The organism is Streptomyces sp. NPDC050738, assembly GCF_040654175.1.
GTDB lineage: Bacteria > Actinomycetota > Actinomycetes > Streptomycetales > Streptomycetaceae > Streptomyces.
This window is the reverse complement of record NZ_JBFAHN010000020.1, coordinates 72,365-97,887: the sequence shown is the minus strand read 5'-3', so window position 1 is coordinate 97,887 and position 25,523 is coordinate 72,365. Positions and strand designations below refer to the sequence as shown.

Annotated in this window: 26 protein-coding genes; 20 read left to right on the top strand and 6 right to left on the bottom strand. The window is 70.1% G+C overall.

Going from position 1 to position 25,523, the window contains the following annotated elements; genetic code table 11:
- The first annotated feature begins 26 nt into the window (after window positions 1-26).
- The 13 genes from AB0H78_RS34685 to AB0H78_RS34625 all read left to right on the top strand — a co-directional run bounded on the left by AB0H78_RS34685 (window position 27) and on the right by AB0H78_RS34625 (window position 13,952).
- Entirely contained in the window at window positions 27-575 is a 549-nt protein-coding gene (locus AB0H78_RS34685) for a hypothetical protein (protein WP_363238769.1), read from the top strand.
- Between the two features lie 105 nt (window positions 576-680).
- Window positions 681-1,313: a LysE family translocator gene (locus AB0H78_RS34680; protein ID WP_363238768.1), complete on the top strand. Its 633-nt coding sequence runs from the start codon at window positions 681-683 to the stop codon at window positions 1,311-1,313.
- Between the two features lie 216 nt (window positions 1,314-1,529).
- A complete protein-coding gene (locus AB0H78_RS34675) occupies window positions 1,530-2,990 on the top strand; it encodes an ABC transporter permease (RefSeq protein ID WP_363238767.1) in 1,461 nt (486 codons plus the stop codon).
- 27 nt (window positions 2,991-3,017) lie between these two features.
- Window positions 3,018-3,710, top strand: a complete 693-nt coding sequence (locus AB0H78_RS34670; protein WP_363238766.1) for an ABC transporter ATP-binding protein — start codon at window positions 3,018-3,020, stop codon at window positions 3,708-3,710.
- A gap of 195 nt (window positions 3,711-3,905) precedes the next feature.
- The gene (locus tag AB0H78_RS34665) at window positions 3,906-4,910 is read left to right on the top strand and encodes a LacI family DNA-binding transcriptional regulator (RefSeq protein WP_363238765.1); all 1,005 of its coding nucleotides are present in this window, start codon (window positions 3,906-3,908) and stop codon (window positions 4,908-4,910) included.
- Window positions 4,911-5,096: 186 nt separating this feature from the next.
- Window positions 5,097-6,380: an extracellular solute-binding protein gene (locus AB0H78_RS34660; protein ID WP_363238803.1), complete on the top strand. Its 1,284-nt coding sequence runs from the start codon at window positions 5,097-5,099 to the stop codon at window positions 6,378-6,380.
- A 6-nt stretch (window positions 6,381-6,386) separates the two neighbouring features.
- Window positions 6,387-7,385, top strand: a complete 999-nt coding sequence (locus tag AB0H78_RS34655) for a sugar ABC transporter permease (RefSeq protein WP_363238764.1) — start codon at window positions 6,387-6,389, stop codon at window positions 7,383-7,385.
- A complete protein-coding gene (locus AB0H78_RS34650; protein ID WP_363238763.1) occupies window positions 7,382-8,224 on the top strand; it encodes a carbohydrate ABC transporter permease in 843 nt (280 codons plus the stop codon). Before AB0H78_RS34655 ends, AB0H78_RS34650 begins: the two co-directional genes overlap by 4 nt.
- A gap of 26 nt (window positions 8,225-8,250) precedes the next feature.
- Window positions 8,251-10,470 (top strand): glycoside hydrolase family 3 N-terminal domain-containing protein, encoded by a 2,220-nt coding sequence (locus AB0H78_RS34645; RefSeq protein WP_363238762.1) that lies wholly within the window; start codon window positions 8,251-8,253, stop codon window positions 10,468-10,470.
- A 50-nt stretch (window positions 10,471-10,520) separates the two neighbouring features.
- Window positions 10,521-11,105, top strand: coding sequence for a TetR family transcriptional regulator (locus AB0H78_RS34640; RefSeq protein WP_363238761.1), 585 nt, complete (start codon window positions 10,521-10,523; stop codon window positions 11,103-11,105).
- Window positions 11,106-11,194: 89 nt separating this feature from the next.
- Window positions 11,195-11,959, top strand: a complete 765-nt coding sequence (locus AB0H78_RS34635; protein WP_363238760.1) for a glucose 1-dehydrogenase — start codon at window positions 11,195-11,197, stop codon at window positions 11,957-11,959.
- A 95-nt stretch (window positions 11,960-12,054) separates the two neighbouring features.
- Window positions 12,055-12,996, top strand: a complete 942-nt coding sequence (locus AB0H78_RS34630) for an expansin EXLX1 family cellulose-binding protein (protein WP_363238759.1) — start codon at window positions 12,055-12,057, stop codon at window positions 12,994-12,996.
- Window positions 12,997-13,028: 32 nt separating this feature from the next.
- Window positions 13,029-13,952, top strand: coding sequence for an oxidoreductase (locus AB0H78_RS34625; protein ID WP_363238758.1), 924 nt, complete (start codon window positions 13,029-13,031; stop codon window positions 13,950-13,952).
- A 21-nt stretch (window positions 13,953-13,973) separates the two neighbouring features.
- Here AB0H78_RS34625 and AB0H78_RS34620 read toward each other — a convergent pair whose 3' ends face one another.
- Together AB0H78_RS34620 and AB0H78_RS34615 are read right to left on the bottom strand one after the other, a co-directional pair.
- A complete protein-coding gene (locus tag AB0H78_RS34620; RefSeq protein WP_363238757.1) occupies window positions 13,974-14,378 on the bottom strand; it encodes a VOC family protein in 405 nt (134 codons plus the stop codon).
- A gap of 134 nt (window positions 14,379-14,512) precedes the next feature.
- Entirely contained in the window at window positions 14,513-15,034 is a 522-nt protein-coding gene (locus tag AB0H78_RS34615) for a hypothetical protein (RefSeq protein ID WP_363238756.1), read from the bottom strand.
- 109 nt (window positions 15,035-15,143) lie between these two features.
- Here AB0H78_RS34615 and AB0H78_RS34610 point away from each other — a divergent pair, with 109 nt between their 5' ends.
- Window positions 15,144-15,767, top strand: coding sequence for a hypothetical protein (locus tag AB0H78_RS34610; protein WP_363238755.1), 624 nt, complete (start codon window positions 15,144-15,146; stop codon window positions 15,765-15,767).
- Here the strand turns inward: AB0H78_RS34610 and AB0H78_RS34605 are convergent.
- Genes AB0H78_RS34605 through AB0H78_RS34595 form a run of 3 tightly spaced genes read right to left on the bottom strand, consistent with a single transcriptional unit; the run spans window position 15,751 to window position 17,099 of the window.
- Window positions 15,751-16,161, bottom strand: a complete 411-nt coding sequence (locus AB0H78_RS34605) for a VOC family protein (protein ID WP_363238754.1) — start codon at window positions 16,159-16,161, stop codon at window positions 15,751-15,753. The genes AB0H78_RS34610 and AB0H78_RS34605 overlap by 17 nt on opposite strands.
- Window positions 16,162-16,171: 10 nt before the next feature.
- Window positions 16,172-16,621 (bottom strand): AraC family transcriptional regulator, encoded by a 450-nt coding sequence (locus AB0H78_RS34600; RefSeq protein ID WP_363238753.1) that lies wholly within the window; start codon window positions 16,619-16,621, stop codon window positions 16,172-16,174.
- A 40-nt stretch (window positions 16,622-16,661) separates the two neighbouring features.
- The gene (locus tag AB0H78_RS34595) at window positions 16,662-17,099 is read right to left on the bottom strand and encodes a MarR family transcriptional regulator (RefSeq protein WP_363238752.1); all 438 of its coding nucleotides are present in this window, start codon (window positions 17,097-17,099) and stop codon (window positions 16,662-16,664) included.
- Window positions 17,100-17,210: 111 nt separating this feature from the next.
- Here AB0H78_RS34595 and AB0H78_RS34590 point away from each other — a divergent pair, with 111 nt between their 5' ends.
- Genes AB0H78_RS34590 through pcaC form a run of 6 tightly spaced genes read left to right on the top strand, consistent with a single transcriptional unit; the run spans window position 17,211 to window position 22,568 of the window.
- The gene (locus AB0H78_RS34590; protein WP_363238751.1) at window positions 17,211-18,011 is read left to right on the top strand and encodes a CoA-transferase; all 801 of its coding nucleotides are present in this window, start codon (window positions 17,211-17,213) and stop codon (window positions 18,009-18,011) included.
- Window positions 18,011-18,775 (top strand): CoA-transferase, encoded by a 765-nt coding sequence (locus AB0H78_RS34585; protein ID WP_363238750.1) that lies wholly within the window; start codon window positions 18,011-18,013, stop codon window positions 18,773-18,775. Before AB0H78_RS34590 ends, AB0H78_RS34585 begins: the two co-directional genes overlap by 1 nt.
- Window positions 18,772-19,548 carry a protocatechuate 3,4-dioxygenase subunit beta gene (gene pcaH / locus AB0H78_RS34580; RefSeq protein WP_363238749.1) on the top strand — a complete coding sequence of 259 codons (777 nt, stop codon included), beginning with the start codon at window positions 18,772-18,774 and terminating at the stop codon, window positions 19,546-19,548. Before AB0H78_RS34585 ends, pcaH begins: the two co-directional genes overlap by 4 nt.
- On the top strand, window positions 19,545-20,057 hold the full coding sequence (gene pcaG / locus AB0H78_RS34575; protein WP_363238748.1) for a protocatechuate 3,4-dioxygenase subunit alpha: 513 nt from the start codon (window positions 19,545-19,547) through the stop codon (window positions 20,055-20,057). Before pcaH ends, pcaG begins: the two co-directional genes overlap by 4 nt.
- Window positions 20,044-21,426 (top strand): lyase family protein, encoded by a 1,383-nt coding sequence (locus AB0H78_RS34570; protein WP_363238747.1) that lies wholly within the window; start codon window positions 20,044-20,046, stop codon window positions 21,424-21,426. The genes pcaG and AB0H78_RS34570 overlap by 14 nt, the downstream gene beginning before the upstream one ends.
- Window positions 21,423-22,568, top strand: a complete 1,146-nt coding sequence (pcaC, locus tag AB0H78_RS34565) for a 4-carboxymuconolactone decarboxylase (protein WP_363238746.1) — start codon at window positions 21,423-21,425, stop codon at window positions 22,566-22,568. Before AB0H78_RS34570 ends, pcaC begins: the two co-directional genes overlap by 4 nt.
- Window positions 22,569-22,685: 117 nt before the next feature.
- Here the strand turns inward: pcaC and ppdK are convergent, their stop codons facing one another.
- Window positions 22,686-25,406, bottom strand: a complete 2,721-nt coding sequence (gene ppdK / locus AB0H78_RS34560; protein WP_363238745.1) for a pyruvate, phosphate dikinase — start codon at window positions 25,404-25,406, stop codon at window positions 22,686-22,688.
- Window positions 25,407-25,523 lie beyond the last annotated feature (117 nt).

Genomic DNA, 25,523 nt, shown 5'->3' with positions numbered 1-25,523 from the left:
TGCCGATGCCGGGCAAGGGGGAGATCGTGGACCGACCACTGCTGTTCCTCGACGTGGACGGGCCGCTCAACCCCTATGCGGCCAAACCGGAAAGACGACCCGCCGGCTACACCACGCTCAGAGTGCCCCAGGCCGGAGAAAGGCTGCCGCTCGGGCGGCGGCCCCTGCGGGTCTGGCTCAATCCCGAGCACGGGCAGGCCCTGCTGCGACTCGGCTACGAGCTGTGCTGGGCCACCACGTGGATGGGCGAGGCCAATCGGTGGATCGCCCCCGTGCTCGGCCTTCCCGAACTTCCCTTCGTCGATTTCGGCGACGCCCTGCTCCAAGAACGTCCCGACGCGGTCCACTGGAAGACCGGCCCTCTGGTGGACTACGCCAACGGCCGTGCCTTCGCCTGGGTGGACGACGAGCAGAGTGAGCTCGACGAGATGTACGTGACCGCCCACCATCGGGGCCCCGGGCTCCTCCACCACGTAAATCCGCGCATCGGTCTGCTGGAGGACGATTTCCGCACGCTCGCCGACTTTGCCCGGCACCTCGACACCTGCCCCGCTGAGCAGCGCACCGAGGGCTGAGCACGTGCGGGTGGGAACGTTCCTGGGACTTCCGGATTACCAAAAGCCGTCCCAGGTACTGGAATTGAGTCGACGCGTTTCCCCCCTGCGCTCAGGATGGAACCCATGGTGGATACATCTCTGTACGCGGCGTTCCTGGTCGCCGCCTTCGTGCTGTGCATCACTCCGGGCCCCGACATGATGTTCATCGTGGCCATCGGCGGGCGCGGTGGGCCGTCCACCGGCGTGATGGCCGCGCTGGGCGTGGCCAGCGCGATGCTCGTGCACGCGGTCGCCGCGGCGCTCGGACTGTCGGCGCTGTTCCTTGCGCTTCCGACGCTCTACCACGTGCTGCGCTGGGCGGGCGCGGCCTATCTGCTCTTCCTGGCGGTCAAGGCATTCCGTGACCGTTCGGTGCCGGGCGTGGGCGAGGCGGATGGGAAAGCCGGCCCGGTGAGGCGGCGGGCCTTCTGGCGGGGCGCTGTCACCAACCTGCTCAATCCCAAGGTGATCCTGTTCAACGTCTCGTTCCTGCCGCAGTTCGTGGACCCGGAACTCGGCCACGTGACCGTGCAGTTGCTGATCCTCGGCATGACGATCACCGTTATGGGATTCGCCGTCGACGGCTCGATCGGGCTGCTGTCCGGCCGGTTGTCCACCGTGCTCCGGCGCAGCCGGCGCGTGGCGCGAGGGCTCAACATCTTCAGCGGCACGGTGTTCGCGGGCCTGGCCGTTCGACTGGCCGCTGCGCCGAAGTAGCTCAGGAAGCAGCTCTGCTGACGGGGATCAATGCCTGAGCAGCCACGCCACCCGGTCCCAAGGGTGCGGTCCCCCGTCGCGCAGGAGGTTCAAGAGCGGGGTGACACGTCCGCATTCATATGCGGCTCACAACCTTCCCCCAGGCATCACGCAGCGTCGGTTCATAACTTGTGCCCCATCACCCCGTCCCCCTGGGGCACAACGGCGAGGAACCGGATGTTTCTGATCTATCTCAGGCGTGAGCTGAGCCGGCGCAAGAAGGCCGCTCTGGTGATCTCCATGGGCCTGGCGCTCGGCATCGCGCTGGTCATCACCGTCACCTCGGTGTCGGCCGGCATGAAGCAGGCCCAGTCCCAGGTGCTGAAGTCGCTGTACGGCATCGGGACCGACATGACGGTCACCAAGGCGGCCGAGGCGCCGTCGTCCAGCAGCAGCTCGCGGCCGAAGTTCGACTTCGACGCCCAGTCCAACGGCAGCAGCAAGTCCCAGAGCTCCGACCGGGTCATGACCGCGGGCGGCCAGACCCTGGCCTCCACCAAGGTCGCGGCCGTGGCGAAGCAGACCGGCGTCTCGAACGCGGTCGGGGCGCTCAGCCTCAACGTGATGAAGGTCGACGGCACCTTCACCCAGGGCAAGGCGAAGTCCACCACCGGCAGCTCCGGCCAGGGCGGCCCCGGTGGCGGCGAAGGCGGCGGTACGCCGGGCGTCCAGGGCGGCGGCGCCTCCTTCGACGTCAACAGCTACACGGTGTACGGGGTGGACACGGCCGACCTGACCCTCGGCCCGCTCTCCTCCTCGAAGGTCACCTCGGGTACGACCTTCACCACATCGCAGGCCAACTCCCAGGTCGCGATCGTGGATGCCTCGTACGCCAAGGAGAAGTCGCTCAAGCTGGGCGGCACGGTCACCATCAAGTCCAAGAAGTACAAGATCGTCGGGATCTCGACCGCGACCAGCGGTGACTCGGCGGCCAACGTCTACATCCCGCTGAAGCAGGCGCAGACCCTGGCCTCCTCCGCGAACAAGGTCTCCACGATCTATGTGAAGGCCACCGACTCGCAGAAGATCTCCGCCGTGAAGTCGACCATCCAGAAGAACATTTCGGGTACGACCGTCACCACGTCCGCCGACCTCGCCAAGACGGTCTCCGGCTCGCTCTCGACCGCCACCAAGCTCGCCACGAGCGTCGGCAAGTGGCTCTCCATCGCCGTCCTGCTCGCCGCCTTCCTGGTCGCGGCGCTGCTCACCTCCTCGGCGGTCAGCCGCCGGGTGCGGGAGTTCGGCACGCTCAAGGCGCTCGGCTGGAAGAGCGGCAAGGTCACCCGGCAGGTCGTCGGCGAGTCCTTCGTCAACGGGCTCATCGGCGGCGCTCTCGGCATCGGCATCGGTCTGGCGGCGGCGTACGTCGTCACCGCGATCAGCCCGACGATGACGGCCGAGCTCGGCTCCACCGCATCCAGCGGGAGCGGTGGCGGCCCCGGCGGCGGCATGGGCGGCGGCCCGGGCCGGCAGTCCGCGTCGAAGGCGATCGAGGTCGCCCTCTCCGCCCCGGTCTCCGTGACCACCATCGCCCTCGCGGCAGGACTCGCGATCGCGGGCGGCCTGATCGCCGGCGGCTTCGGCGGCTGGCGCGCGTCCCGGATGCGCCCGGCCGACGCGCTCCGCAGCGTCGCGTAACTCTCGAAATCCCCAGGAGCAACTCCCATGTACAAGCTCACCGGAGTCACCAAGCAGTACACGCGGGGCAAGGAGACCGTCCACGCCCTGCGCGGCGTCGATCTGGTCATCGAGGACGGCGACCACCTCGTCATCCAGGGCCCCACGGGCGGCGGCAAGTCCACCCTGCTGCAGATGATCGGCGCCCTGGACCGGCCGACGTCGGGCAGCGTCGAACTCGACGGGGTCGACCTGGCCCGCCTCAGTGAGGCCAAGCTCACCAAGGTGCGCTCGGAGAAGATCGGGATCATCTTCCAGAGCTTCAATCTGATCCCCACGCTCACCGCTCAGGAGAACGTGGAGACCGCTCTGGTCCCGATGGGCGTCAAGCCGGCCGAGCGGCGTGAGCGGGCGGCCGAGGCACTGCGTTCGGTGGGGCTCGGCGAGCGTCTGCAGCACGCCCCCTCGGAGCTCTCCGGCGGCCAGCAGCAGCGCGTGGCGATCGCCCGAGCGCTGGTCAAGAAGCCGAAGGTGCTGCTCGCCGACGAGCCCACGGGCAATCTCGACGAGGGCACCAGGGACGACATCATGGACGTGCTCACGACCATGTGCGAGGAGCACGGTCTGACCTTCATCATGGTCACCCACGACTCCGCACTGGCCGCGAAGGCCCCCCGCCTGGCCACGATCAAGGCGGGCGAGGTCACGGTCACCGAGCAGACGCAGAGCGTCGATTACTAGTTGCACGCCCCCCGGAGAGCCGGTCCGCGCCCCCAGCGCTGACCGGCTCTCCGGCGTACGCGGCCGGTATGCCGAACGCCGCCCTGCGTAAGCTCTGTCACTACACAGGCTTCATGGCTGTACCTTCCGGAACTCTTCTGCAAGATTTCAGGAAAGCGTCCGGAGCGGAGGGGAAGGTGGAAGAAGGTGGGGGAAATGGGCAAGGTGACCATCACCGAGATCGCGCGGGCGGCCGGCGTCTCGGTGCCGACCGTGTCCCGGGTGGTCAACGGCCGCTCGGACGTGGCGCCGCAGACCCGGGCGAGGGTCGAGGACCTGCTGCGGGAACACGGCTACCGCAGGCGCCCGACGGCACCCGGCGACCGCGCCGCACTGCTCGACCTGGTCTTCAACGACCTGGACAGCCCCTGGGCCGTGGAGATCATCCGCGGTGTGGAGGAGGTCGCGCACGCGGCCGGCATGGGCACGGTGGTCTCCGCGATCCACGACCGCGCCGGCTCCGCCCGGCAGTGGATGAAGAACCTGCGGGCGCGTGCGTCGGACGGCGTCATCCTGGTGACGTCGGTCCTTGAGCCGGGACTGCACGAGGAGTTGCACCGGCTCGGCGTACCGCTCGTGGTGGTCGATCCGGCCGGGTCGCCGACGCTGGACGCACCGACGGTCGGCGCCACCAACTGGGCGGGCGGGATGGCCGCGACGGAACATCTGCTCGCGCTGGGCCACCGCAGGATCGGCTTCATCGCGGGCCCGCCCCGGCTGCTGTGCTCGCGCGCCAGGCTGGACGGATACCGGGCCGCACTGGAGGGTGCGGGAATCGCGGTCGACGATGCGCTGATCGTGCAGGGCGACTTCTACCACGCGTCCGGATTCGCGGGCGCCGAACAGCTGTTGGCGCTCCAGGAGCCGCCGTCCGCGCTCTTCGCCTCCAGCGACCAGATGGCCCTCGGCGCCATCGAGGCGTTGCGCCGCCGGGGCCTGCGGGTGCCTGAGGAGCTGAGCGTGGTGGGCTTCGACGACCTCCCCGAGGTGCGCTGGTCGGCGCCGCCGTTGACGACCGTGCGCCAGCCGCTGACCGAGATGGGCAAGGTCGCCGCCCGTACGGTGCTGAGGCTGGCCAAGGGCGAGGAACTGGACTCCCCGCGGGTGGAGTTGGCCACCGAACTGGTGCTGCGGGCGAGCACGGCCCCGTACGCGGGCTGACGGCCCGCAGGCCGGCGCGGGCAGGGGCGGGGCGTGGGCGCCACGCCCCGCCCCGCCCGCGTAAAAGCTGAGGCTCAACTTCCGTTTCTGTGCGATCTGTTGACACGGGCTCATCACGTCCGTAACTTCCGGCTGCATCAGTCCGATAATTATCGGACTCCTTCCGGAAGGTGTGCGATGCGACCACTGGGCGACACTTCTCTGACCCGCCGGGGTTTTCTGGCCGTTTCGGCGGCGGGGCTCGGCGCCGCTGCCCTGAGTGCCTGCGGGAGCTCGGACGACAAGGGCTCGGACGGCAAGACGATCGAGTGGTGGAACATCATCACCACCCAGCCCGGGAAGCGCATCTGGGCCGCCCGCTGCAAGGAGTTCGAGAAGGCGAACCCCGGTGTCACGGTCAAGATCGTCACGCTGGAGAACGACTCGTACAAGGCGAAGATGACCGCGCTCACCGCCTCGGGCAAGCTGCCGGACATCTACCACACCTGGGGTGGCGGGGTCCTCAAGCAGCAGATCGACGCGGGCCTCGTCGAGGACATCACCGAGAAGATCGCTCCGTGGTCGGGCGGGTTCATGCCCGCGACGATGACGGCCTACCAGTTCGACTCCAAGACGTACGCCAACCCGTTCGATATCGGCTGCGTCGGTTTCTGGTACAACAAGGCGCACTTCGCCAAGGCCGGCATCACCACCCCGCCCACCACCTGGACCGCCTACCTGGACGCGGTGAAGAAGCTCAAGGCCGCGGGCATCACACCCATCGCGCTTGGCGGCAAGGAGAAGTGGCCGGGCATGTACTACTGGGCGTACCTGGCGATGCGCGTCGCCGGCCTCGACGCCATGCAGAAGGCCTCCACCGACAAGGACTTCACCGGCGAGGGCTTCGTGAAGGCGGGCGAGCACCTCAAGGAACTGGTCGATCTGCAGCCCTTCCAGACCGGATTCCTCGGCGCCACGTACTCCCAGCCGGGCGGCGAGGCGGCGGCCATGTCCAACGGCAAGGCGGCCATGGAGCTGATGGGCCAGTGGGCGCCCATCACACAGCAGGACCAGGGCAAGGGCATCGGCAAGGACCTCGGGTTCTTCTCCTTCCCGGCCGTCGAGGGCGGGGCGGGCAAGCTCACCGAGGTGTTCGGCGGGGGCGGCGGCATGGCTTTGCGCAAGGGGGCCCCGCAGACCGCGGTCGACTTCCTGAAGTTCATGTCCGACGTGGACTTCGGGAAGAAGCTGGTGACCGAGGCCGCAGCGGTACCGGTGCTCAAGGACGCGCAGAGCGCGCTGACCGACCCCAACCTCAAGATGGTCACGACCGCGATCGCCGGGGCCACCGGCTTCCAGCTCTACCTCGACCAGGCGTACGCACCCGCGGTGGGCCAGGAGATCAACGACAGCGTGGCCGCCCTCATCGCCGGATCCAAATCCCCCGAGGCCGTGACGAAGTCCATCACCCAGGTCGCGAAGAGTCAGTAGGAAACGATGACTTCGACCCCCACGCACATACGGAAGGAGCCGGCGGGCGCCCTGCCCGCCGCCTCCGCGCCCGGCGGGCCGGTGCGCCGCCCGACGGCCCGCCGGGTCCGCGACTGGCTGACGGCCTTCGCGTTCACCGTCCCCGCACTGCTGCTCTTCGGAGCGCTGGTGCTGCTGCCGATCCTGTTCGCGCTGTACACCGCGTTCTTCAACTGGGGCGGCTTCAACATGCCGTCCGACTTCGTCGGGATCGACAACTTCACCAAGCTCGTCAAGGACCCGGTCTTCCTGGGCGACTTGTGGCGCGGCTTCCTGCTGATCGCCTTCTCCCTCGTCCTCCAGCTGCCCTTCGCCCTGGCGATGGCGGTCATGCTCAACCAGAAACTGCGCGGCCGGGCCTTCTACCGGATGCTCTTCTTCGCCCCGTACGTCCTGTCCGAGGTCATCACCGGCGTCCTCTTCTCGATGATCTTCGCGCCGGACAGCGGACTGGCCGACCGGGTGCTGGGATCCATCGGCCTGGACGGCCTCGGCGGCCTGTGGTTCGCCGACCAGTCCACGGTTCTGCCGACGCTCTTCCTGGTGATGGGATGGAAGTACTTCGGCTTCCACATGATGCTGTACCTCGCCGGCCTCCAGGGCATACCGCCCGAGCTCCACGAAGCCGCCCGCCTCGACGGCGCGAACGCCTGGCAGCGCTTCCGCCACATCACCCTGCCGCTGCTCGGCCCGACGATCCGGATCAGCATCTTCCTCTCCGTGATCGGTGCCATCCAGCTCTTCGACCTGGTCTGGATCATCACCGCGGGCGGTCCCGACCATGCCTCGGAGACCCTGGCGGTCTCCATGTTCACGTACGGCTTCAAGCGCTATCAGGTCGGCTACGGCATGGCGATCAGCGCCGCGATCTTCCTGATCAGCCTGATCTTCGCCGTCATCTACCAGCGCTTCGTGATGCGCCGCGACACCGAGGGCGCCCTGACGAACATGCGAGGTGCGCGATGAGCGCGAACACCGCCCTGCGCAGGCGGCTGCGCACCCTGCCCGTGTACATCACGGTCTGGCTGATCGGCGTGGTGATGGTGACACCACTCCTGTTCGCGCTGATCTCCGGCTTCAAATCCACCAAGCAGCTGTCCGACAACCTCTTCGGGCTGCCCGATCCCTGGCTGACCTCGAACTACACGAGCGTCCTGGGCTCCATGGAGTTCTGGCGCTCCGTCGGCAGCTCGACGCTGATAGCGGTCGGCACCACGATCCTCACGGTCGGCGTGTCCGCGCTCGCCGCGTACGCGCTGGCCCGCTTCGCCTTCCGTGGAAGGGAGTTGCTCTTCTCGATCTTCACGATGGGGCTGATGCTCCCCTTCGCGGTGGCGATCATCCCGCTGTTCATCCTGCTGCGGACCATGGATCTGCTCGACAATCCGATGGGCGTGATCCTGCCGCAGGCCGCCTTCGGACTGCCCATCACCATCATCATCCTGCGCGGATTCTTCCGGGAGATCCCCGGCGAGATCGAGGAAGCCGCGATCCTCGACGGGTGCAGCGCCTTCGGCTTCTTCTGGCGCATCCTGCTGCCCATGGCCCGGCCCGCGCTCGGCACGGTCTCGGTCCTGGCGATCGTCGGGAGCTGGAACAACTTCTTCCTGCCCCTGCTGGTCTTCAACGACCCCAAGTGGTGGACCATCCCGGTCGGCATCCAGCAGTTCCAGGGCCAGTACTCCGCCGACACGGCCCGCATCTTCGCCTATCTCGTGCTCGCCATGGTCCCGGCCCTCGGCTTCTACGCCGTCGCCGAACGCCAGCTCATCGGGGGCATCACCCTCGGCGCGACCAAGGGCTGAACGCCCCGCCTTCTTCTAGGAGTTCGATGAACCACCCCTGGCAGGACACCGCTCTGCCCGCCCCGGCCCGTGCCGCCGATCTGCTCTCCCGGATGACCCTGGAGGAGAAGACCGCCCAGCTGTACGGCATCTGGCCGGACGCGAACAGCGACGGCGAGAACGTGGCCCCGCTGCAGAACGAGTTCTCCGACGACCTCGATCTCGACACCCTTCTCCCGTACGGCCTCGGGCAGTTGACCCGCCCCTTCGGCACCGCTCCGGTCGAACCGGCCGAGGGCGCCGCCCGTCTCGTCTCGCTCCAGCGCCGCATCGCGGGCGCCAACCGCTTCGGCATCCCGGCCGTCGCCCACGAGGAGTGCCTCACCGGCTTCACCGCCTGGAAGGCCACCGTCTTCCCGACCCCTCTCGCCTGGGGCGCCTCCTTCGACCCCGCCCTGGTGGGCGAGATGGCCGCGGCGATCGGCGCCTCGATGCGGTCCGTCGGCATCCACCAGGGGCTCGCACCGGTGCTCGATGTCGTACGGGATCCGCGCTGGGGGCGCACCGAGGAGTCGATCGGCGAGGACCCGTACCTGGTGGCGACCATCGGCACGGCCTACGTACGCGGCCTGGAGTCGGCCGGGATCGTCGCCACCCTCAAGCACTTCGCGGCCTACTCCGCCTCGCGCGGCGCCCGCAATCACGCCCCCGTCCCCATCGGCCCGCGCGAGCTGGCCGACGTCATCCTGCCTCCCTTCGAGATGGCGGTACGGGACGGGGGCGCCCGCTCCGTGATGGCCGCGTACAACGACGTGGACGGACTTCCCGCGCACGCGCACCCGGGCCTGCTGACCCAACTCCTGCGCGAGCAATGGGGATTCGCCGGGACAGTGGTGGCCGACTACTTCGCCGTCTCCTTCCTGGAGACCGCCCACGGACTCGCCGACACCCGGGCAGGGGCGGCGCGCCTCGCACTGGCCGCAGGCGTGGACGTGGAGCTGCCCGCGCTGCGCTGCTACGGGGAAGCACCGCTCCCCGAGGACCTGGTGGACCGGGCGGCGCTGCGTGTCCTGACGCAGAAGTGCGAACTGGGCCTGCTGGACGGCGAACCGCCCACCGCGCCCGACAGCGTCGATCTCGACCCGCCCCATATGCGGGACCTGGCACGGCAGTTGGCCGAGGAGTCGGTGGTCCTGCTGGCCAATACCCACGGCGCGCTCCCGCTGCCCCCGGACGCACGGATCGCCGTGGTCGGCCCGCTGGCCGACGACCCGGCGGCCATGCTCGGCTGCTACGCCTTCCCCCGTCATGTGGGCATCGAGCACCCGGAACTGCCGCTCGGGGTGGCCATCCCGACCCTCCTCGAAGCGCTGCGCGCCGAGCTTCCCGGCGCGGTCTTCGTGAGCGACCCGGCGGACGCGGACATCTGCGTGGCGGTGGTCGGCGACCGCTCGGGGCTGTTCGGGCGGGGCACCTCGGGCGAGGGCTGTGACGCGAAGGACCTCGAACTCCCCGAAGGACAGGGCGAGTTCCTCGACACGCTCCTCGCCACCGGCACCCCTGTGGTGCTGACCCTGTTCACCGGCCGCCCGTACGCCCTGGGCCGCTGGGAGGGCCGGGCGGCCGCGGTGGTCCAGGCGTTCTTCCCCGGCGAGGAGGGCGGCTCCGCGGTCGCCGGGGTCCTCGCCGGCCGGGTCAATCCCTCGGGGCGCCTCCCGGTGAGCATCCCGTACGAGGCGGGAGCCCAGCCCTGGACGTATCTCACCCCGCCGCTGGGCCTGCTCCACGGTGCCAGCACCATCGACCCGACGCCCCTCCACCCCTTCGGCCACGGCCTCTCGTACACGAGCTTCGCCTGGGACGCCCCGGAGGCGGACACCACCGAACTGCCCGCGGACGGCGGCGAGTCGACGATCCGGCTCACGGTCCGCAACACGGGCGAGCACGCCGGCACCGAGGTCGTCCAGCTGTACGTCCACGACCCGGTGGCCCGCGTCGCCCGCCCGGTGGTCCGCCTGGTCGGCTACGCGCGGGTCGATCTCGCCCCCGGCGAGTCGGCGGAGGTCCACGCCACCTTCCACGCCGACCTGGCGTCGTACACAGGACCCGAGGGCGACCGGATCGTCGAACCGGGCGCCCTGCAGCTGCACTTCGCCGCCTCATCGGCCCCGGCCGACATCCGGCACACGGTCGCGCTGACGCTGACCGGAGAGGAGAGGAGGGTGGGGCACGACCGGCGGATGCAGTGCGCGATCCGCGTCAAGTAGATCACCTATTTGCTTGACCGCTCGTTCCAATATTGCCTAAGGTCGACTCCATGGCCAGGACCAAGGAATTCGATCCGGACGCCGCGCTGCAGGCAGCCCTCGAGCTGTTCTGGCAGCGCGGCTACGAGGCGACGTCCATCGCGGACCTCGTCGAGCACCTGGGCATCGGCCGCGCCAGCATCTACGCGACGTTCGGCAGCAAGAGCGAGCTCTATCTCAAAGCGCTCGACCGCTACGACGAGATGCGCGACCCCGGACTGATCGCCGAGCTCTCCCGGCCGGGCCCCGCCCTGCCCGGGGTGCGGACCATGTTCCGGCGGTTCGCCGCCGAGTCCACCGCCGAGGATTCTCGCCTGCGGGGGTGTCTCGTCAGCAACACCGCGGCCGAACTGGGCCCGCACGACGCGGCCTGCGCCCGCCGTGTCGAGCGCAGCTGGGACCATCTGGAGACCCTGCTGCACGCGTCGCTGGTGCGGGCACAGGCCCAGGGCGAACTGCCCGCCGACCGCGATCCGCGCGCGCTCGCCCGGATGCTCCTCGTCCTGGCGCAGGGCCTGCGGATCGTCGGCAAGGCCTCGACCGACCCGGCCCGGGTGCACGATGCGGCCGAGCAGGCACTCGCCCTCCTGGACTGAACGCTCCACCCCCACCGCCCTGTTGACCCATGCCTTAATTATTGACCAATCGTTCCAATATTTCGCTAATTCGACACAAGGAGCTCCCGATGTCTGCTCGCTTCACCTCCCGGACCGCCCTCGTCACCGGCGCGGGCTCCGGCCTCGGCCGGGCCATCGCCCTGGCCCTCGCCGCAGAGGGCGCGAACGTCGTCGTCGCGGGCCGCACGGCCGCATCCCTGGAGGAGACCGTCGCCCTGATCGAGAAGGAGGGCGGCACCGCGGAGGCGGTCACCGCCGATGTGTCGGACTCCGCCGCCGTACGGGACCTGGTCGCGCGGACCGTGGAGCGCTTCGGCTCGCTCGATGTCGCCGTCAACAACGCCGGAGTCTTCCGGGGCGGCGCCCCGGTCGCCGAACTCTCCGAGGAGGACTGGAAGTTCCAGCTCGACATCAACCTCTCCGGCGTCCTCTACGGCCTCCAGGCCCAGGTCGCCCAGATGAAGAAGCAGCGGCACGGCGGCGCGATCGTCAACATCTCCTCCAACTTCGGCGTGCACCGCCGCGTGAAGGGCGCCGCCGGCTACATCGCCACCAAGGCCGCCGTCTCGGCCCTGACCCGCGCCGCAGCCCTGGACCACATCGCCGACGGCGTCCGTATCAACGCGGTGAGCCCCGGAGCTGCCGAGTCGGCGATGTCCCTGCACCCCGGCGAGAGCGACGCGGACCGCGCGGTCCGGATGAAGGAGGAGTCGCCGCTGGGCCGTATCTCCTCGGCCGCGGAGATCGCCGCCGCCGTCCTGTACCTGGCATCGGACGACGCGGCCTCCGTGGTGGGCACGGACCTGGTGGTCGACGGAGGGGCCGCCGCCTGACGCGGCAACCTTTTCGGCGTCGGTGACGACAACAGGAGTGGCAGGCCCCGCACGCCGGCGCCTCATCCGACGACGACTCCTGTGAGGGCACCCCCGTGACAGCTCGTACGCACCGACGCCGACCCCGCGCGGGACTGACCCCGATCGCGCTCCTGGCGGCCGGCGCGCTCGTGGCGCTGATCGCCACGCTCCTGGTGGTGCTGGACTCCGACGGTGGCGACGCCACCGCCGTGGGCACGGCCACGACCGCCGCAGCCACTCCGTCCGGCAGCCGTGCGTCCACCCCGGCGCCCGCCCCCTCACCCTCTCCCTCCCCGCACAAGTCGGCGAGCTCCAAGCGGCCGTCCCCCTCGCCCACCGCCGCCAAGGCGACCCGGTCCTCCGCCGCACCCCGCGCGGCTTCGGGGACGGCCTCGCTCGCGGGCCGCATCCGCCCGGGGACCACGTACCGGGGCATTGCCACCTTCTACGACACGAAGGACGGCGACGGCGCCTGCACATACGGCCCCGCGGGCACGGACATGACCGCCGCGATGAACACCGCCGACTACGAGGCGTCCAAGGCGTGCGGCGCCTACGTGCGCGTCCACGCGGCGAGCGGCGCCTCGATCACCGTACGCATCACCAACATATGCCCGGCACCGTGCGCTCCCGGCCAACTCGACCTCAGCCCGCAGGCGTTCGCGAAGCTGGCCGCCCCCGTCAAGGGCCAGATACCCATCACCTGGACCCTGCTCAGCCCGCCCACCTCACAGACGATCTCCCTCCGCTACAAGACCGGCTCCAGCCGCTACTGGTGCGGCATCCAGGCGATCGGCCACCGCAACCCCCTGGCCCGTCTGGAGGTCCGCACCTCCGCCGGCTGGCGCAGTCTGCCCCGCGCCACGTTCAACTACTTCCTCGCGGAGGACGGCACCGGCTGCGGCTCCGCGATCCGCCTCACCGACATCTACGGACAGCAGCTCACCGCCGGCAACGTCGCACTGCGCGCAGGGGCGGTGCAGCCCACGGGACTCCAGTTCGGGATGCACTCCTGAGGCCCTGCGGACACGGTCGTACCCTGGATCCCATGACCCAGGGCTGGAACGCGAGCGACATCCCCGACCAGAGCGGCCGCACCGCCGTCGTCACCGGAGCCAACAGCGGCATCGGTTACGTCGCTGCGCGCGAACTGGCACGCCGTGGCGCGCGCGTGCTGCTCGCGTGCCGCAGCGAGACCAGAGGCAAGGAAGCGCAGACCCGGCTCCAGCGCGAAGTCCCGGGCGCGGACGCCGAGTTCGTACCGCTGGACCTGGGCGACCTCGCGTCCGTACGGGACTTCGCGGCCGCCTATCCCCATGAGCGGCTCGATCTGCTGGTCAACAACGCCGGGGTGATGGCACTCCCGTACGGGCAGACGGCGGACGGCTTCGAGACGCAGTTCGGTGTGAACCACCTCGGCCACTTCGCCCTCACCGGGCTCCTCCTGCCGAAGCTCCTCGACACCCCGGGCGCCCGCGTCGTGTCCGTGTCGAGCGGGATGCACGCCATCGCCAATATCGAGATCGGTGATCTCAACAGCGAGCGCCGCTACCGGCGCTGGGTAGCGTACGGCCGCTCCAAGACGGCCAATCTCCTCTTCATCCACGAGCTCGCCCGGCGTCTGGCGGCCGCGGGATCCGAGGTCGTCGCGGCTGCCGCGCACCCCGGATACGCGGCCACCAACCTGCAGACGGCGGGCACCAAGATGGAGGGCCGTGCCACCGCGACGCGCATGGTCGAGCTCGGAAACAGGGTGCTCGCCCAGCCCGCGGAGGCCGGCGCCCTCCCCACCCTGTACGCGGCGACCGCGCCCGGCGTGCGCCCCGACTCCTTCACCGGCCCGGGCCGCCTGGGCTGGCGCGGCGCCCCCGCACCGTCCTGGCGGGCGAAGTGGACGCGGAACGACATCGCGAGCGAGCGGCTGTGGATCGCGTCGGAACAGCTCACGGGCGTGCCGTACAAGAAGCTCTGAGCCCAGGAGGCCCCGGAAGCCTCAGCCCTGGATCGCGGCCGGGTCCATCCACATGACCTCCCAGTGGTGGCCGTCCGGGTCCAGGAACGAGCGCCCGTACATGAAGCCGTGGTCCTGGGGCTCCTGCGCGGCCGATCCGCCGGCCGACAGCGCAGTGTCCACCAGCGTGTCCACCGCCTCCCGGCTCTCGGCGCTGAGACAGGTGATCGACTCGACGGTGGTCGCGGTGTCGGCGATCGTCCGCGTCGTGAAGGTCTTGAAGAAGTCCTCCTTGAGCAGCATCACGACGATCGTGTCGCTGATGACGATGCTGGACGCGTTCTCGTCGGTGAACTGGGCGTTGACCGTGTAGCCGAGCTTGGTGAAGAAGGCCTTCGAGACCTCCAGATCCTTGACGGGAAGGTTGACGAAGATCATCTGAGTCATGGCGCTGCGTCCTTCGCTCGTGGTGGCCGCCCCGTGGCGTGCCCTTCGGAAGTGTGGACGCCGGGGCGGCGGGAAACTCATCGCTCGAACGGAAACTCGTACGGAAAAAGCTTCCCGGTGATCCGCCGCCCCCGCTACTCGAGCCCGGAAGCCCGGAAGACGGCCTGCGCCTCCTCGCCGTCGATACGCTCCGCGAGCGCCTCCATGACCCCGCTGCCGGAGCGCAGCACCCCGCGCTCGCGCGCGCTGCGCACCCCCGCGTCCAGCCGGTGCCACAGCAGCGGATTTCCGACGAGCACCTCGGGGTCGATCTCGACCCGGTTCCCCAGCGCATCCAGCAGTACGAGGCGCGGGGCGACGCCGCCGGAGTGCCTCACCAGGGTCAGCTGCGCGGTGCAGACCCGGCGCTCGCCCAGCAGGCCGCGCACCGCGAGCCAGCCCTCGCCCGCGCTGACGCGCGGCGGGTACAGCACGACGAACAGGAGCGCCGCGAGCGCAGCCCACATCCCGCCCCGCAGCGCGCTCAGCGATCCGCGTCCGCCGTCCACGATCAGCAGCATGGCGAGGAGGGCCACCGCACAGAAGGCGGCGTCCCGCAGGTCCCTCCCCCACGCCCGGTCCTGGACGACCACGCCCGAGGGTAAGTCCGCAGCCACGCGGCGCGCCATGGAGCGTCACGGACACGGAAAGCTGAGCGAGTATCCCCACCTCAGGTGAGTACACGTACTCACGTGGCGGAGGCGGGCCCGATCAGAGACTGTGCACATGAGAAGAAGCCCTGCCGCGCAGCTCACCATCGCGACAACAGCCCTTGCCGTCATGACACTTGGTGCGTGCGGCACCGAGAAGGCGAACACCCCTGCGGAGCGGTCGAAGCCCGCGGTCGCCGCAGCGGCCCCCGCCGCGGTCCGTGCCTCGGCCCAGCAGGACGCGGGCTTCACGGCGATGCTGGCGAAGATCGCACAGTCGTGCCCTCCGAGCGCCCCGCCGAAGGGGCCGCCGACCGGCCCGAGGGAGTCGGACCCGCCCGGCTCGAAGGAGACGCCGCCGGACGACGCGTTCGTGCCCGTCGCCCCTACGGCGGGGCCCGAGGCCGAGTTGAACGCCCGCGACTGGTGTGCGAGCAATCTCCATGAGGAACGCATCGCCCAGGCGCTGTGGAATCTGAAGGATCCCACCCCCGCCAAGGTCAGGACGGTCCTGAACGGCCTCGGCTATGTCGACGAGCGCGTCCACGACCTCAAGCAGTCCGGGGCCACCACACGGTTCTTCCTCGACCTGCGCGAAAAGGGCGGGCGGCTCTGCCTGGAAGGTTCCGCGGCCGGCGAGCGGACCGTCATCGACAAGTGCGTGGCCCCCGTGACCGGCCCGTTCAGCCCAGTTGGTTGATGCGGATGTGGTTGCCCGCGGGGTCGCGGAAGGCGCAGTCGCGCACCCCGTACGGCTGGTCGATGGGCTCCTGGATGACCTCGGCGCCACTGGCCTGCACCCGGTCGAAGGTGCCGTCGATGTCCTTGGTGCCGAGGATGAGCCGGGCGTAGCTGCCCTTGGCCATCATCTCGGTGATCGTCCGGCGCTCGTCGTCGTTGAGGCCGGGGTCCATGGCCGGGGGCTCCAGGACGACGGAGATGCCGGGCTGGTCGGCGGGGCCGACCGTGATCCAGCGCATCCCGTTGTAGTCGACGTCCTTGCGCACCTCGAAGCCGAGGGTGTCGCGGTAGAAGGCGAGCGCGGCGTCCGCGTCGTCGTGCGGGAGGAAGGTCTGGTGAATGCTGAGGTCCATGGCATTCACGCTAGACCTGGCCCGGCGGGCGCGCTTCTCGATTCCTGACCGGCCGGGTCACCTGCTTCACGATGCACGACGGCATCTCCGCCGTGACCCCCTCCATCTGACGCCTGTAGGTGCTCGGCGGCACGCCCACCAGCTCGGTGAAGCGCGTGCTGAAGGTGCCGAGTGAGGAGAAGCCGACGGAGAAGCAGATGTCGGTGACGCTGAGGTCGCCGCGGCGCAGGAGCGCCATCGCGCGCTCGATGCGCCGGGTCATGAGATAGCCGTACGGGGCCTCGCCGTAGGCCCGCTTGAATTCGCGGCTGAGGTGGCCGGCCGACATGTGCACCCCGCGGGCCAGCGCCTCGACGTCCAGCGGGCGGGCGTACTCGCGGTCTATCCGGTCGCGGACCCTGCGCAGCTGGGCGAGGTCGCGCAGGCGCTGCTGCTGTGCCGCGTCGGGTTTGCTGCTCACCTGCGAAATCGTGCCACAGCGGGCTGAAACGCGCCCCGGCTCAGCCGCGCAGTTCCTCCGCCGCGTCCGCCACCCGCGCGATCAGGCGCAGCAGGGTCTGCTGCTCGCCCTCGTCGAGAGGCGCGAGGAAGACCTTGTTCATCCGCGCTGTCTTCGTGACCAGCCGCCGGTGCACCTTCCGCCCCTCCTCGGTGAGCGTCAGGACGTTGCGCCGGCCGTCCTCGGGGTCGCGTACGCGCTCCACCAGACCCCTTCTGGCGAGGCGCGCCACCAGGTCGGCGATGGTCGAGCGGTCGAGGCGTACGTGTTCGCCGATGGTCCGCTGGTCGGTGTCGGGCTTCTCGACCAATGCGTTGAGCACGGCGAACTGCGGGGACGTCGTCTCCTCCGAGACCATCGTCGTCCAGAGCAGCGTGTGCGCCTGCTGGAGCCGTCTGGCCAGGTGCCCCGGGTGCGTGGACAGGTCGGCGGCGGCCATGCTGGACTCCCGTTTGCTCTGTGCACTGACCCATTGACGTGCACTCAACTCGGTGGAAGTGTACGGCTTCGTCGGATAATTAATCAGTGCACTGAGTATATCGAGGTGGACATGGCAGAGATACGCCCCTTGCACGACGCCGTGGCGGACCTCATCCACGACGGGGACACCCTGGCGATGGAGGGCTTCACGCATCTCATTCCGTACGCCGCCGCGCACGAGGTCATCCGTCAGTCGATCACCGATCTGACCCTCGTCCGGATGACCCCGGACGTCATCTACGACCAGCTCATCGGCGCCGGCCTGGTGCGCAAACTGGTCTTCTCCTGGGGCGGCAATCCCGGCGTCGGCTCACTCCACCGCTTCCGCGACGCCGTCGAGAACGGCTGGCCCCGCCCCCTGGAGCTCGACGAGCACAGCCATGCGGGCATGGCCAACCGCTACGTCGCCGGGGCGTCCCGCCTCCCCTTCGCCGTCCTGCGCGGCTACCGCGGCTCCGACCTGGCGACGCGCACCGACACCGTGTCGACCGTCGTCTGCCCTTTCACGGGCGAGGAGTTGGCGGCGGTCGCCGCCCTCAATCCGGATGTCACCGTCATCCACGCCCAGCAGTCGGACGCGCAAGGCAACGTCCAGATGTGGGGTCTGACCGGGGTCCAGAAGGAGGCCGTGCTGGCGGCCGACCGGGTCCTCGTCACCGTCGAGGAGATCGTCGACACGCTGATTCCGCGCCCCGGCGGGGTGGTGCTGCCCGGCTGGGTGATCGACGCGGTCGCCGTGGTGCCCGGCGGCGCCCACCCCTCGTACGCGAGCGGGTACTCGGTGCGCGACAACGACTTCTACCAGGCCTGGGACCCCGTCTCGCGGGACCGCGAGGCCTTCGGCAAGTGGCTCGAGGAGACGGTGAGTTGATGAACGCGTACACCGGCGACGAACTGATGGAGGTCAACGCGGCCCGCGCGCTGGCCGGGGCGAAGACCTGCTTCGTGGGCATCGGCCTGCCGTCCACCGCCGCGAACCTCGCCCGCGCCACCGTCAACCCCGGCCTCGTCCTGATCTACGAGTCCGGCACCATCGGCTCCAAGCCCACCCGCCTCCCCCTCTCGATCGGCGACGGCGAGCTCGCCGAGACGGCGGACGCGGTGGTCCCGGTCCCCGAGATGTTCAACTACTGGCTGCAGGGCGGCCGTATCGACTTCGGCTTCCTCGGCGCCGCCCAGGTGGATCGTTTCGCCAACATCAACACCACGGTCATCGACCGCGGCCCCGACCGACCCGAGGGGCGCCTCCCCGGCGCGGGCGGCGCACCCGAGATCGCCGCCAACTGCCGTCAGGTGCTGATGGTCCTGCGTCATTCGCCGCGCAATTTCGTCGGCACACTCGACTTCATCACCACGCTCGGACACGGCAAGGGCCCCCACGACCGCGCCCGGCTCGGCCTGCGCGGCGCGGGCCCTGTCGCGGTCATCACCGACCTGGGCATCCTGCGCCCCGACCCGGACACCGCCGAGCTCACGCTCACCGACCTCCACCCTGGCGTCACGGTCGAGCAGGTGCGCGAGGCCACCGGCTGGGAGCTGCGGACAGCGCCGCACCTCCGATCGACCGCCCCGCCGGGCGCGACCGAACTCACCGCGCTCCGCGCTCTCAAGTCAGCGAGCAAGAAGGCCTCATGACGATCAGTCAGCAGCACATAGACGCGGAAGTCTCGACGCTGCGTGCGGCGTACGAGAAGACCCTGGCCGGCGGCGGCCCGGTCGCCCACCACCCCCGCCGCGACTACGCGCCGTACCGCAGCAGCGTCCTGCGCCACCCCCAACAGCCCCTCGTCGCCGTCGAGATCAGCGGCGACCCGGAGGCGGTGGAACTGACCGGCCCCGTCTTCGGCCCCGCGGACGTCTCGGAGCTCGACGGGGACCTCACGCGCCGGCACACCGGCGAACCTCTCGGCGAGCGCATCACCGTCAGCGGCCGGCTCCTGGACGGCCGGGGCCGCCCGGTACGCGGCCAGCTCATCGAGCTCTGGCAGGCCAACGCATCGGGCCGCTACGCACACCGCCGCGACCAGCACCCGGCGCCACTCGACCCCAACTTCACAGGCGTGGGGCGGGTGTTGACGTCTCCGACCGACGGCTCCTACTCCTTCACCACGATCAAGCCCGGCGCGTACCCCTGGCGCAACCACGAGAACGCCTGGCGCCCGGCCCACATCCACTTCTCGCTCTTCGGAACGGCCTTCACCCAGCGCCTGATCACCCAGATGTACTTCCCCGGCGACCCGCTCTTCGCCTACGACCCGATCCTCCACTCGGTGACCGACGACGCGGCCCGCGCCCGCCTGGTCGCCACATACGACCACGCCCTGTCGAGCCCCGAGTTCTCCCTCGGCTACCGCTGGGACATCGTCCTGGACGGCCCGTCCGCCACCTGGATCGAGGAAGGCCGATGACCGCCCCCTCCCCCCAACTCCCCACCCCTTCGCACACGGTGGGCCCGTTCTACGGCTACGCACTGCCCTTCGAGGGCGGCGGAGACATCGCCCCGCCCGGCCACCCGGACGCGATCACCCTGCACGGGTACGTGTACGACGGGGCCGGCGACCCGGTCCCCGACGCGCTCCTTGAGTTCTGGCAGGGCGACGGCACCCCCGGCTCTCTGCACCGCAACGGCGTCGACTGCACGGGCTTCGGGCGGGTCGGCACGGACGGGGCAGGCCACTGGACGGTACGCACGCTCGCACCGCGGACCCCGTACATCAGCGTCTGCGTCTTCGCCCGCGGCCTCACCCACCACCTCTTCACCCGGGCCTACCTGGACCACGGCCTCGACCCGCTGCTCACCGCGCTCCCCGAGGAACGCCGCCGCACGCTGCTGGCGGCAGCCGGGCCGCAGGGCACGTACCGCTTCGACGTCCGCCTCCAGGGCGAGGGAGAGACGGTGTTCCTTGACTTCCGCTGAGGCCGGGGCCGCCGACGTGGGCCTGCTGTCGCCGGTGAGCGCGGGCTCGCGGGCGGAGGCGGCGACGGGCGACCTGGCGTATCTGCAGGCGATGGTGGACGCGGAGGTGGCACTGCTGCGGGCGCGCGGCCTTGAGGCACCCCCGGTGGACGCGGCAGCTCTGGACGTACGGGAACTGGCGCTCGCGGCCCGGGCGGGCGGCAACCCGGTGATCCCGCTGGTGGCGGCGCTGCGTCCGCTGCTGGGCGAGGAGACGCACCGGGGCGCGACGAGCCAGGACATCCTCGACACGGCGACGATGCTGGTGGCGCGGGACGCGGTGGCGCTGACGGTGGCGGACCTGGAGAGGACGGCCCAGGCACTGGAGACCCTGGCGAGGACCCACAGGGACACCCCCATGCCGGCGCGCACACTGACGCAGCACGCGGTCCCGACGACGTTCGGCTTGAAGGCGGCGGGCTGGAGGAGCCTGGTACTGGACGCAAGGGACCGCCTGCGGACACTGAAGTTCCCGGCCCAACTGGGGGGAGCAGCAGGCACGATGGCATCGTTGTATGCCAGTGGGCAGTCGTTCCGCAGGGCGGAACGGGTGGGCACCCCCCCGACGCTGACTGCCGATCCCGACCCCGCAACGGGGTCTGGGGCGAAGCCCCAGTTCAGGGAAGGGGCGGGTCAGGGGACTCAGCCCGCCGCAGGCGCCGCCCCGCCCCCGCACACCCTCACACCCCTGGTCGAGTCCTACGCAGCGAACCTAAAGCTGACCACCCCGCCCCTCCCCTGGCACACCCTCCGCACCCCCATAGCCGACCTGGCAACCACCCTCGCCTTCACCACCACCGCCCTCGGCAAACTCGCCGCCGACATCCTCACCCTCTCCCGCACAGAAATCGCCGAACTCTCCGAGGCCACCGGTGGCACCTCATCCGCCATGCCCCACAAGGCAAACCCGGTCCATGCCACCCTCATCACCTCGGCAGCCCGCCAGGCCCCCCTCCTGGCCGCGACCCTCCTGACCTCGGTGATCGCCGAGGACGAGCGCCCGCCCGGCGCCTGGCACGCGGAGTGGCAACCCCTGCGCACCCTCCTGCGCCTCACCGCAGGCGCCGCCGAGCACGCCGCCGCGCTCACCGCCGGTCTGCGCGTCGACCCCGCCCGCATGCGCGCGAACCTCGACCTCACCGGCGGCCTGATCATCAGCGAGCGCCTCTCGGCAACGCTGGGCCGCGCCCGTACAGAAGAACTGATAGCCGAAGCGACGACCAAGCACGTCCCCCTCACCGACCTCATCCACGACCCCGACCTCTCGGACTCCGCCCAATACACCGGCGCAGCAGCCGAGTTGACGGACCGAGCCCTGGAGCGCCGATGACCGACCTGGCCCACCACACCCTCGAAGGACCCCGGTCCGGCGCCCCGTTGATCCTGGGCCCCTCCGTCGGAACATCTCTCCACGTCTGGGACCCCCAGCTCCCCGCCCTCGCCCGCACTCACCGCACCCTGCGCTGGGACCTGCCGGGCCACGGCGGCTCCCCCGCCTCCCTCATCCCGCTCGACGGCTCGGCGCGCATCGCCGATCTGGCCGCGCTGGTCCTGCGCCTCGCCGATGAACAGGGCTGGGAGCGTTTCTCGTACGCCGGGATCTCCATCGGCGGCGCGGTCGGTCTCCACCTGGCGCTTCACCACCCCGAGCGCGTGGACCGTCTCGCCCTGGTGTGCTCGGCGGCCCGTTTCGGCTCGGCGCCGACGTGGCGCGAGCGTGCGGCGCTCGTACGAGAAAAGGGCACCGCAACCATGGCGGCGAGCCGCCCGGGCACCTGGTTCTCACAGCCGTTCGCCTCAACACCCGCAGCCCGGGCGCTCCTTGACGACCTGCGCGCCACCGACGACGCCGCGTACGCAGCCTGCTGCGACGCCCTGGCCACCTTCGACCTGCGCGAGTCGCTGCCCGCCGTGAAGGCACCGACCCTAGTGGTGGCGGGCCGCGAAGACCCGGCCACTCCGCCCTCCAGCGCCCGCGAGCTGGCGGACGCGATCCCCGGCGCGACGCTCCTGGAAGTCGCGGGAGCGGCCCATCTCGCAGGCGTGGAGCGCCCGGAGCCGGTGACCGCCGCCCTGGTCCAGCACTTCGCGCCCACAACGGGGACAACCGGAACAGCCGTACGCCGCGCGGTACTCGGCGATGCACACGTGGACCGGGCGACCGCCGCGACGACCCCCTTCACGGCCCCGTTCCAGGACTTCATCACCCGGTACGCCTGGGGCGAGATCTGGACCGACCCGACGCTCGACCTCCGTACACGCAGCTGCATCACGCTCACCGCCCTGACCGCACACGGCCACCACACCGAGCTGGCGATGCATGTGAGGGCGGCTCTCACCAACGGTCTGTCCCGGGCCGAGATCGGCGCGGTCCTTCTCCAGACAGCGGTCTACTGCGGTGTCCCGGCGGCCAATTCGGCCTTCGCGACGGCCCAGCGGGTCTTCGACGAGTTGGACGCCGGCAACGCCTGAGGGGCGGCCGCCCCCGCACAGGGTGACCGCCCCTCGGGCGCTGGGGAATCCGGAGCCGCCGCAGGTCCGGTTCGGTGAGGGTCAGGCTCCCGGCCCGGCGGCGGCTCCGGAGGTCTGCTACCTGCTGTCGCTGCCGCGCGACTCCGCCGCCGCACGCCCGGCTTCGAGCCTGGCGACGGGAATGCGGAAGGGCGAACAGGAGACGTAGTCGAGCCCGACCTCGTGGAAGAAGTGCACCGACTCCGGGTCGCCGCCGTGCTCGCCGCAGACGCCGAGCTTCAGGTCGGGCCGCGTAGCGCGCCCGGCCTCGCAGGCGCTGCGCACCAGCGCGCCCACCCCGTCCCGGTCGATGGTCTCGAACGGGGAGACCCCGAAGATGCCCTTCTCCAGGTACGCGGTGAAGAAGGAGGCCTCCACGTCGTCGCGGCTGAAGCCCCACACGGTCTGGGTGAGGTCGTTCGTGCCGAAGGAGAAGAACTGCGCGGCTTCGGCGATCTGCCCCGCCGTCAGGGCGGCCCGCGGCAGTTCGATCATCGTGCCGATGGTCAGCTTGAGGTTGGCCCCGGTCGCGGCCTCGACCTCGGCGATGACCTGGTCGGCCTCGTCGCGGACGATCTCCAGCTCCTGGACGGTGCCCACGAGCGGGATCATGATCTCGGCGCGCGGGTCGCCCTTGGCGTTCTTGCGCGAGGCGGCGGCCTCGGCGATGGCCCGTACCTGCATGGCGAAGAGGCCGGGGATGACGAGTCCGAGCCGTACACCGCGCAGCCCCAGCATCGGGTTCTGCTCGTGGAGCTTGTGGACGGCCTGAAGGAGCCGCAGGTCGTTCTCGTTGGCGTCCTTGCGGGACTCGGCGAGGGCGACGCGCACGGACAACTCCGTGATGTCGGGCAGGAATTCATGCAGCGGCGGGTCGAGGAGCCGCACCGTCACCGGAAGTCCGTCCATCGCCTCGAAAAGCTCGATGAAGTCCTTCTTCTGCAGCGGCAGCAAGGCACCCAGTGCCTTTTCGCGCTCGTCGTCGGTGTCGGCGAGGATCAGCCGCTCCACGAGCTCGCGCCGCTCGCCGAGGAACATGTGCTCGGTACGGCAGAGCCCGATGCCCTGGGCCCCGAAGCGCCGCGCCCGCAGCGCGTCCTCGGCGTTGTCGGCGTTGGCGCGTACGCGCAGGCGGCGCACCCGGTCCGCGTACGCCATGATCCGGTGCACGGCGGCGACCAGCTCGTCCGCGTCGTCGGCGCCCGCGTGCATGCGCCCCTCGAAGTACTCCACGACGGGGGACGGCACGACGGGCACCTCGCCCGCGTACACCTTGCCGGTGGAGCCGTCGACGGAGACGACATCGCCCTCTTCGATGACGATCCCGTTGGGCGCGGTGAGCCGGCGCCGCTTGGTGTCGACCTCGATCTCCTCGGCGCCGCACACACAGGTCTTGCCCATGCCGCGCGCGACGACGGCCGCGTGCGAGGTCTTGCCGCCGCGGCTGGTCAGGATGCCCTCGGCGGCGATCATGCCGTCGAGGTCGTCGGGGTTGGTCTCGCGGCGGATGAGGATGACCTTCTCGCCGGAGCGCGACCACTTGATCGCGGTGTACGAGTCGAAGACCGCCTTGCCGACCGCCGCACCCGGGGATGCGGCGATGCCGCGCCCGAGCAGGTCGACCTTGGCGCTCTCGTCGAAGCGCGGGAACATCAGCTGCGCGAGCTGGGCGCCGTTGACACGCTGCAGAGCCTCGGCCTCGTCGATGAGCCCCTGGTCGACGAGCTGGGTGGCGATGCGGAAGGCGGCACCGGCTGTGCGCTTGCCGACGCGCGTCTGCAGCATCCACAACTGGCCGCGCTCGATGGTGAATTCGATGTCGCAGAGATCCTTGTAGTGGGTCTCCAGGGTCTCCATGATCTGCATGAGCTGGTCGTACGAGGCCTTGTCGATGGCCTCGAGATCGGCGAGCGGCACGGTGTTGCGGATGCCCGCGACGACGTCCTCGCCCTGGGCGTTCTGCAGGTAGTCGCCGTACACGCCCTGGTGCCCGGAGGCCGGGTCACGGGTGAAGGCGACGCCGGTGCCTGAATCCGGGCCGAGGTTGCCGAAGACCATGGAGCACACGTTCACCGCGGTCCCGAGGTCGCCGGGGATGCGCTCCTGGCGACGGTAGAGCTTGGCGCGGTCGGTGTTCCACGAGTCGAAGACCGCGTGGATGGCGAGGTCCATCTGCTCGCGCGGGTCCTGCGGGAACGCACGCCCCGCCTCCCGCTCGACGATCTTCTTGAAGTGCTTGACGAGCTTCTTCAGCTCACCGGCGGGGAGGTCGACGTCGCTGACAACTCCCTTGGCGTGCTTGGCCTCTTCGAGGGCCTCCTCGAAGAGATCGCCGTCGACGCCGAGGACCGTCTTGCCGAACATCTGGATGAGCCGGCGGTAGGAGTCCCACGCGAAGCGCTCGTCACCGGCCTGGGCGGTGAGCCCGACGACCGACTCGTCGGAAAGCCCGATGTTGAGGACGGTGTCCATCATCCCGGGCATGGAGAACTTGGCTCCGGACCGGACGGAGACGAGCAGCGGGTCGTCGGCCTGGCCGAGCCGCTTGCCCATCTTCTTCTCCAGGGCGTCGAGGTGTGCACTCACCTCGGCGCGGAGCTCGGCCGGTTCGTCGCCGCTGTCGAGGTAGACCTTGCAGGCGTCGGTGGTGATGGTGAAGCCCGGAGGGACGGGCAGGCCGAGATTGGTCATCTCGGCGAGGTTCGCACCCTTCCCGCCGAGCAGATCCTTCAAATCCTTGTTGCCCTCGGTGAAGTCGTAGACGAACTTCGTTACGTGAGGATCTTTGTTTTCCGACACGGGTCTCGACTCCTCGACGACGCGGTGGCTGCCCTGACGGCGAGGAACATACCCAGATCGAAGGCGTCTGGGTACGTCCACTTGCCCGTCATACGGCCTTAACCACTCGTCCGCCAG

Excerpts from the sequence above, each read along its gene's own strand:
- pcaC (WP_363238746.1), top strand. The coding sequence starts at position 21,423 with ATGACCGACCTGGCCCACCACACCCTCGAAGGACCCCGGTCCGGCGCC.
- AB0H78_RS34665 (WP_363238765.1), top strand. The coding sequence starts at position 3,906 with ATGGGCAAGGTGACCATCACCGAGATCGCGCGGGCGGCCGGCGTCTCG.
- pcaH (WP_363238749.1), top strand. The coding sequence starts at position 18,772 with ATGACGATCAGTCAGCAGCACATAGACGCGGAAGTCTCGACGCTGCGT.
- AB0H78_RS34655 (WP_363238764.1), top strand. The coding sequence starts at position 6,387 with ATGACTTCGACCCCCACGCACATACGGAAGGAGCCGGCGGGCGCCCTG.
- AB0H78_RS34620 (WP_363238757.1), bottom strand. The coding sequence starts at position 14,378 with ATGACTCAGATGATCTTCGTCAACCTTCCCGTCAAGGATCTGGAGGTC.
- AB0H78_RS34675 (WP_363238767.1), top strand. The coding sequence starts at position 1,530 with ATGTTTCTGATCTATCTCAGGCGTGAGCTGAGCCGGCGCAAGAAGGCC.
- AB0H78_RS34670 (WP_363238766.1), top strand. The coding sequence starts at position 3,018 with ATGTACAAGCTCACCGGAGTCACCAAGCAGTACACGCGGGGCAAGGAG.
- AB0H78_RS34650 (WP_363238763.1), top strand. The coding sequence starts at position 7,382 with ATGAGCGCGAACACCGCCCTGCGCAGGCGGCTGCGCACCCTGCCCGTG.
- AB0H78_RS34625 (WP_363238758.1), top strand. The coding sequence starts at position 13,029 with ATGACCCAGGGCTGGAACGCGAGCGACATCCCCGACCAGAGCGGCCGC.
- AB0H78_RS34590 (WP_363238751.1), top strand. The coding sequence starts at position 17,211 with ATGGCAGAGATACGCCCCTTGCACGACGCCGTGGCGGACCTCATCCAC.
- AB0H78_RS34605 (WP_363238754.1), bottom strand. The coding sequence starts at position 16,161 with ATGGACCTCAGCATTCACCAGACCTTCCTCCCGCACGACGACGCGGAC.
- AB0H78_RS34595 (WP_363238752.1), bottom strand. The coding sequence starts at position 17,099 with ATGGCCGCCGCCGACCTGTCCACGCACCCGGGGCACCTGGCCAGACGG.
- AB0H78_RS34680 (WP_363238768.1), top strand. The coding sequence starts at position 681 with ATGGTGGATACATCTCTGTACGCGGCGTTCCTGGTCGCCGCCTTCGTG.
- AB0H78_RS34640 (WP_363238761.1), top strand. The coding sequence starts at position 10,521 with ATGGCCAGGACCAAGGAATTCGATCCGGACGCCGCGCTGCAGGCAGCC.
- AB0H78_RS34585 (WP_363238750.1), top strand. The coding sequence starts at position 18,011 with ATGAACGCGTACACCGGCGACGAACTGATGGAGGTCAACGCGGCCCGC.
- AB0H78_RS34635 (WP_363238760.1), top strand. The coding sequence starts at position 11,195 with ATGTCTGCTCGCTTCACCTCCCGGACCGCCCTCGTCACCGGCGCGGGC.
- AB0H78_RS34645 (WP_363238762.1), top strand. The coding sequence starts at position 8,251 with ATGAACCACCCCTGGCAGGACACCGCTCTGCCCGCCCCGGCCCGTGCC.
- AB0H78_RS34610 (WP_363238755.1), top strand. The coding sequence starts at position 15,144 with ATGAGAAGAAGCCCTGCCGCGCAGCTCACCATCGCGACAACAGCCCTT.
- pcaG (WP_363238748.1), top strand. The coding sequence starts at position 19,545 with ATGACCGCCCCCTCCCCCCAACTCCCCACCCCTTCGCACACGGTGGGC.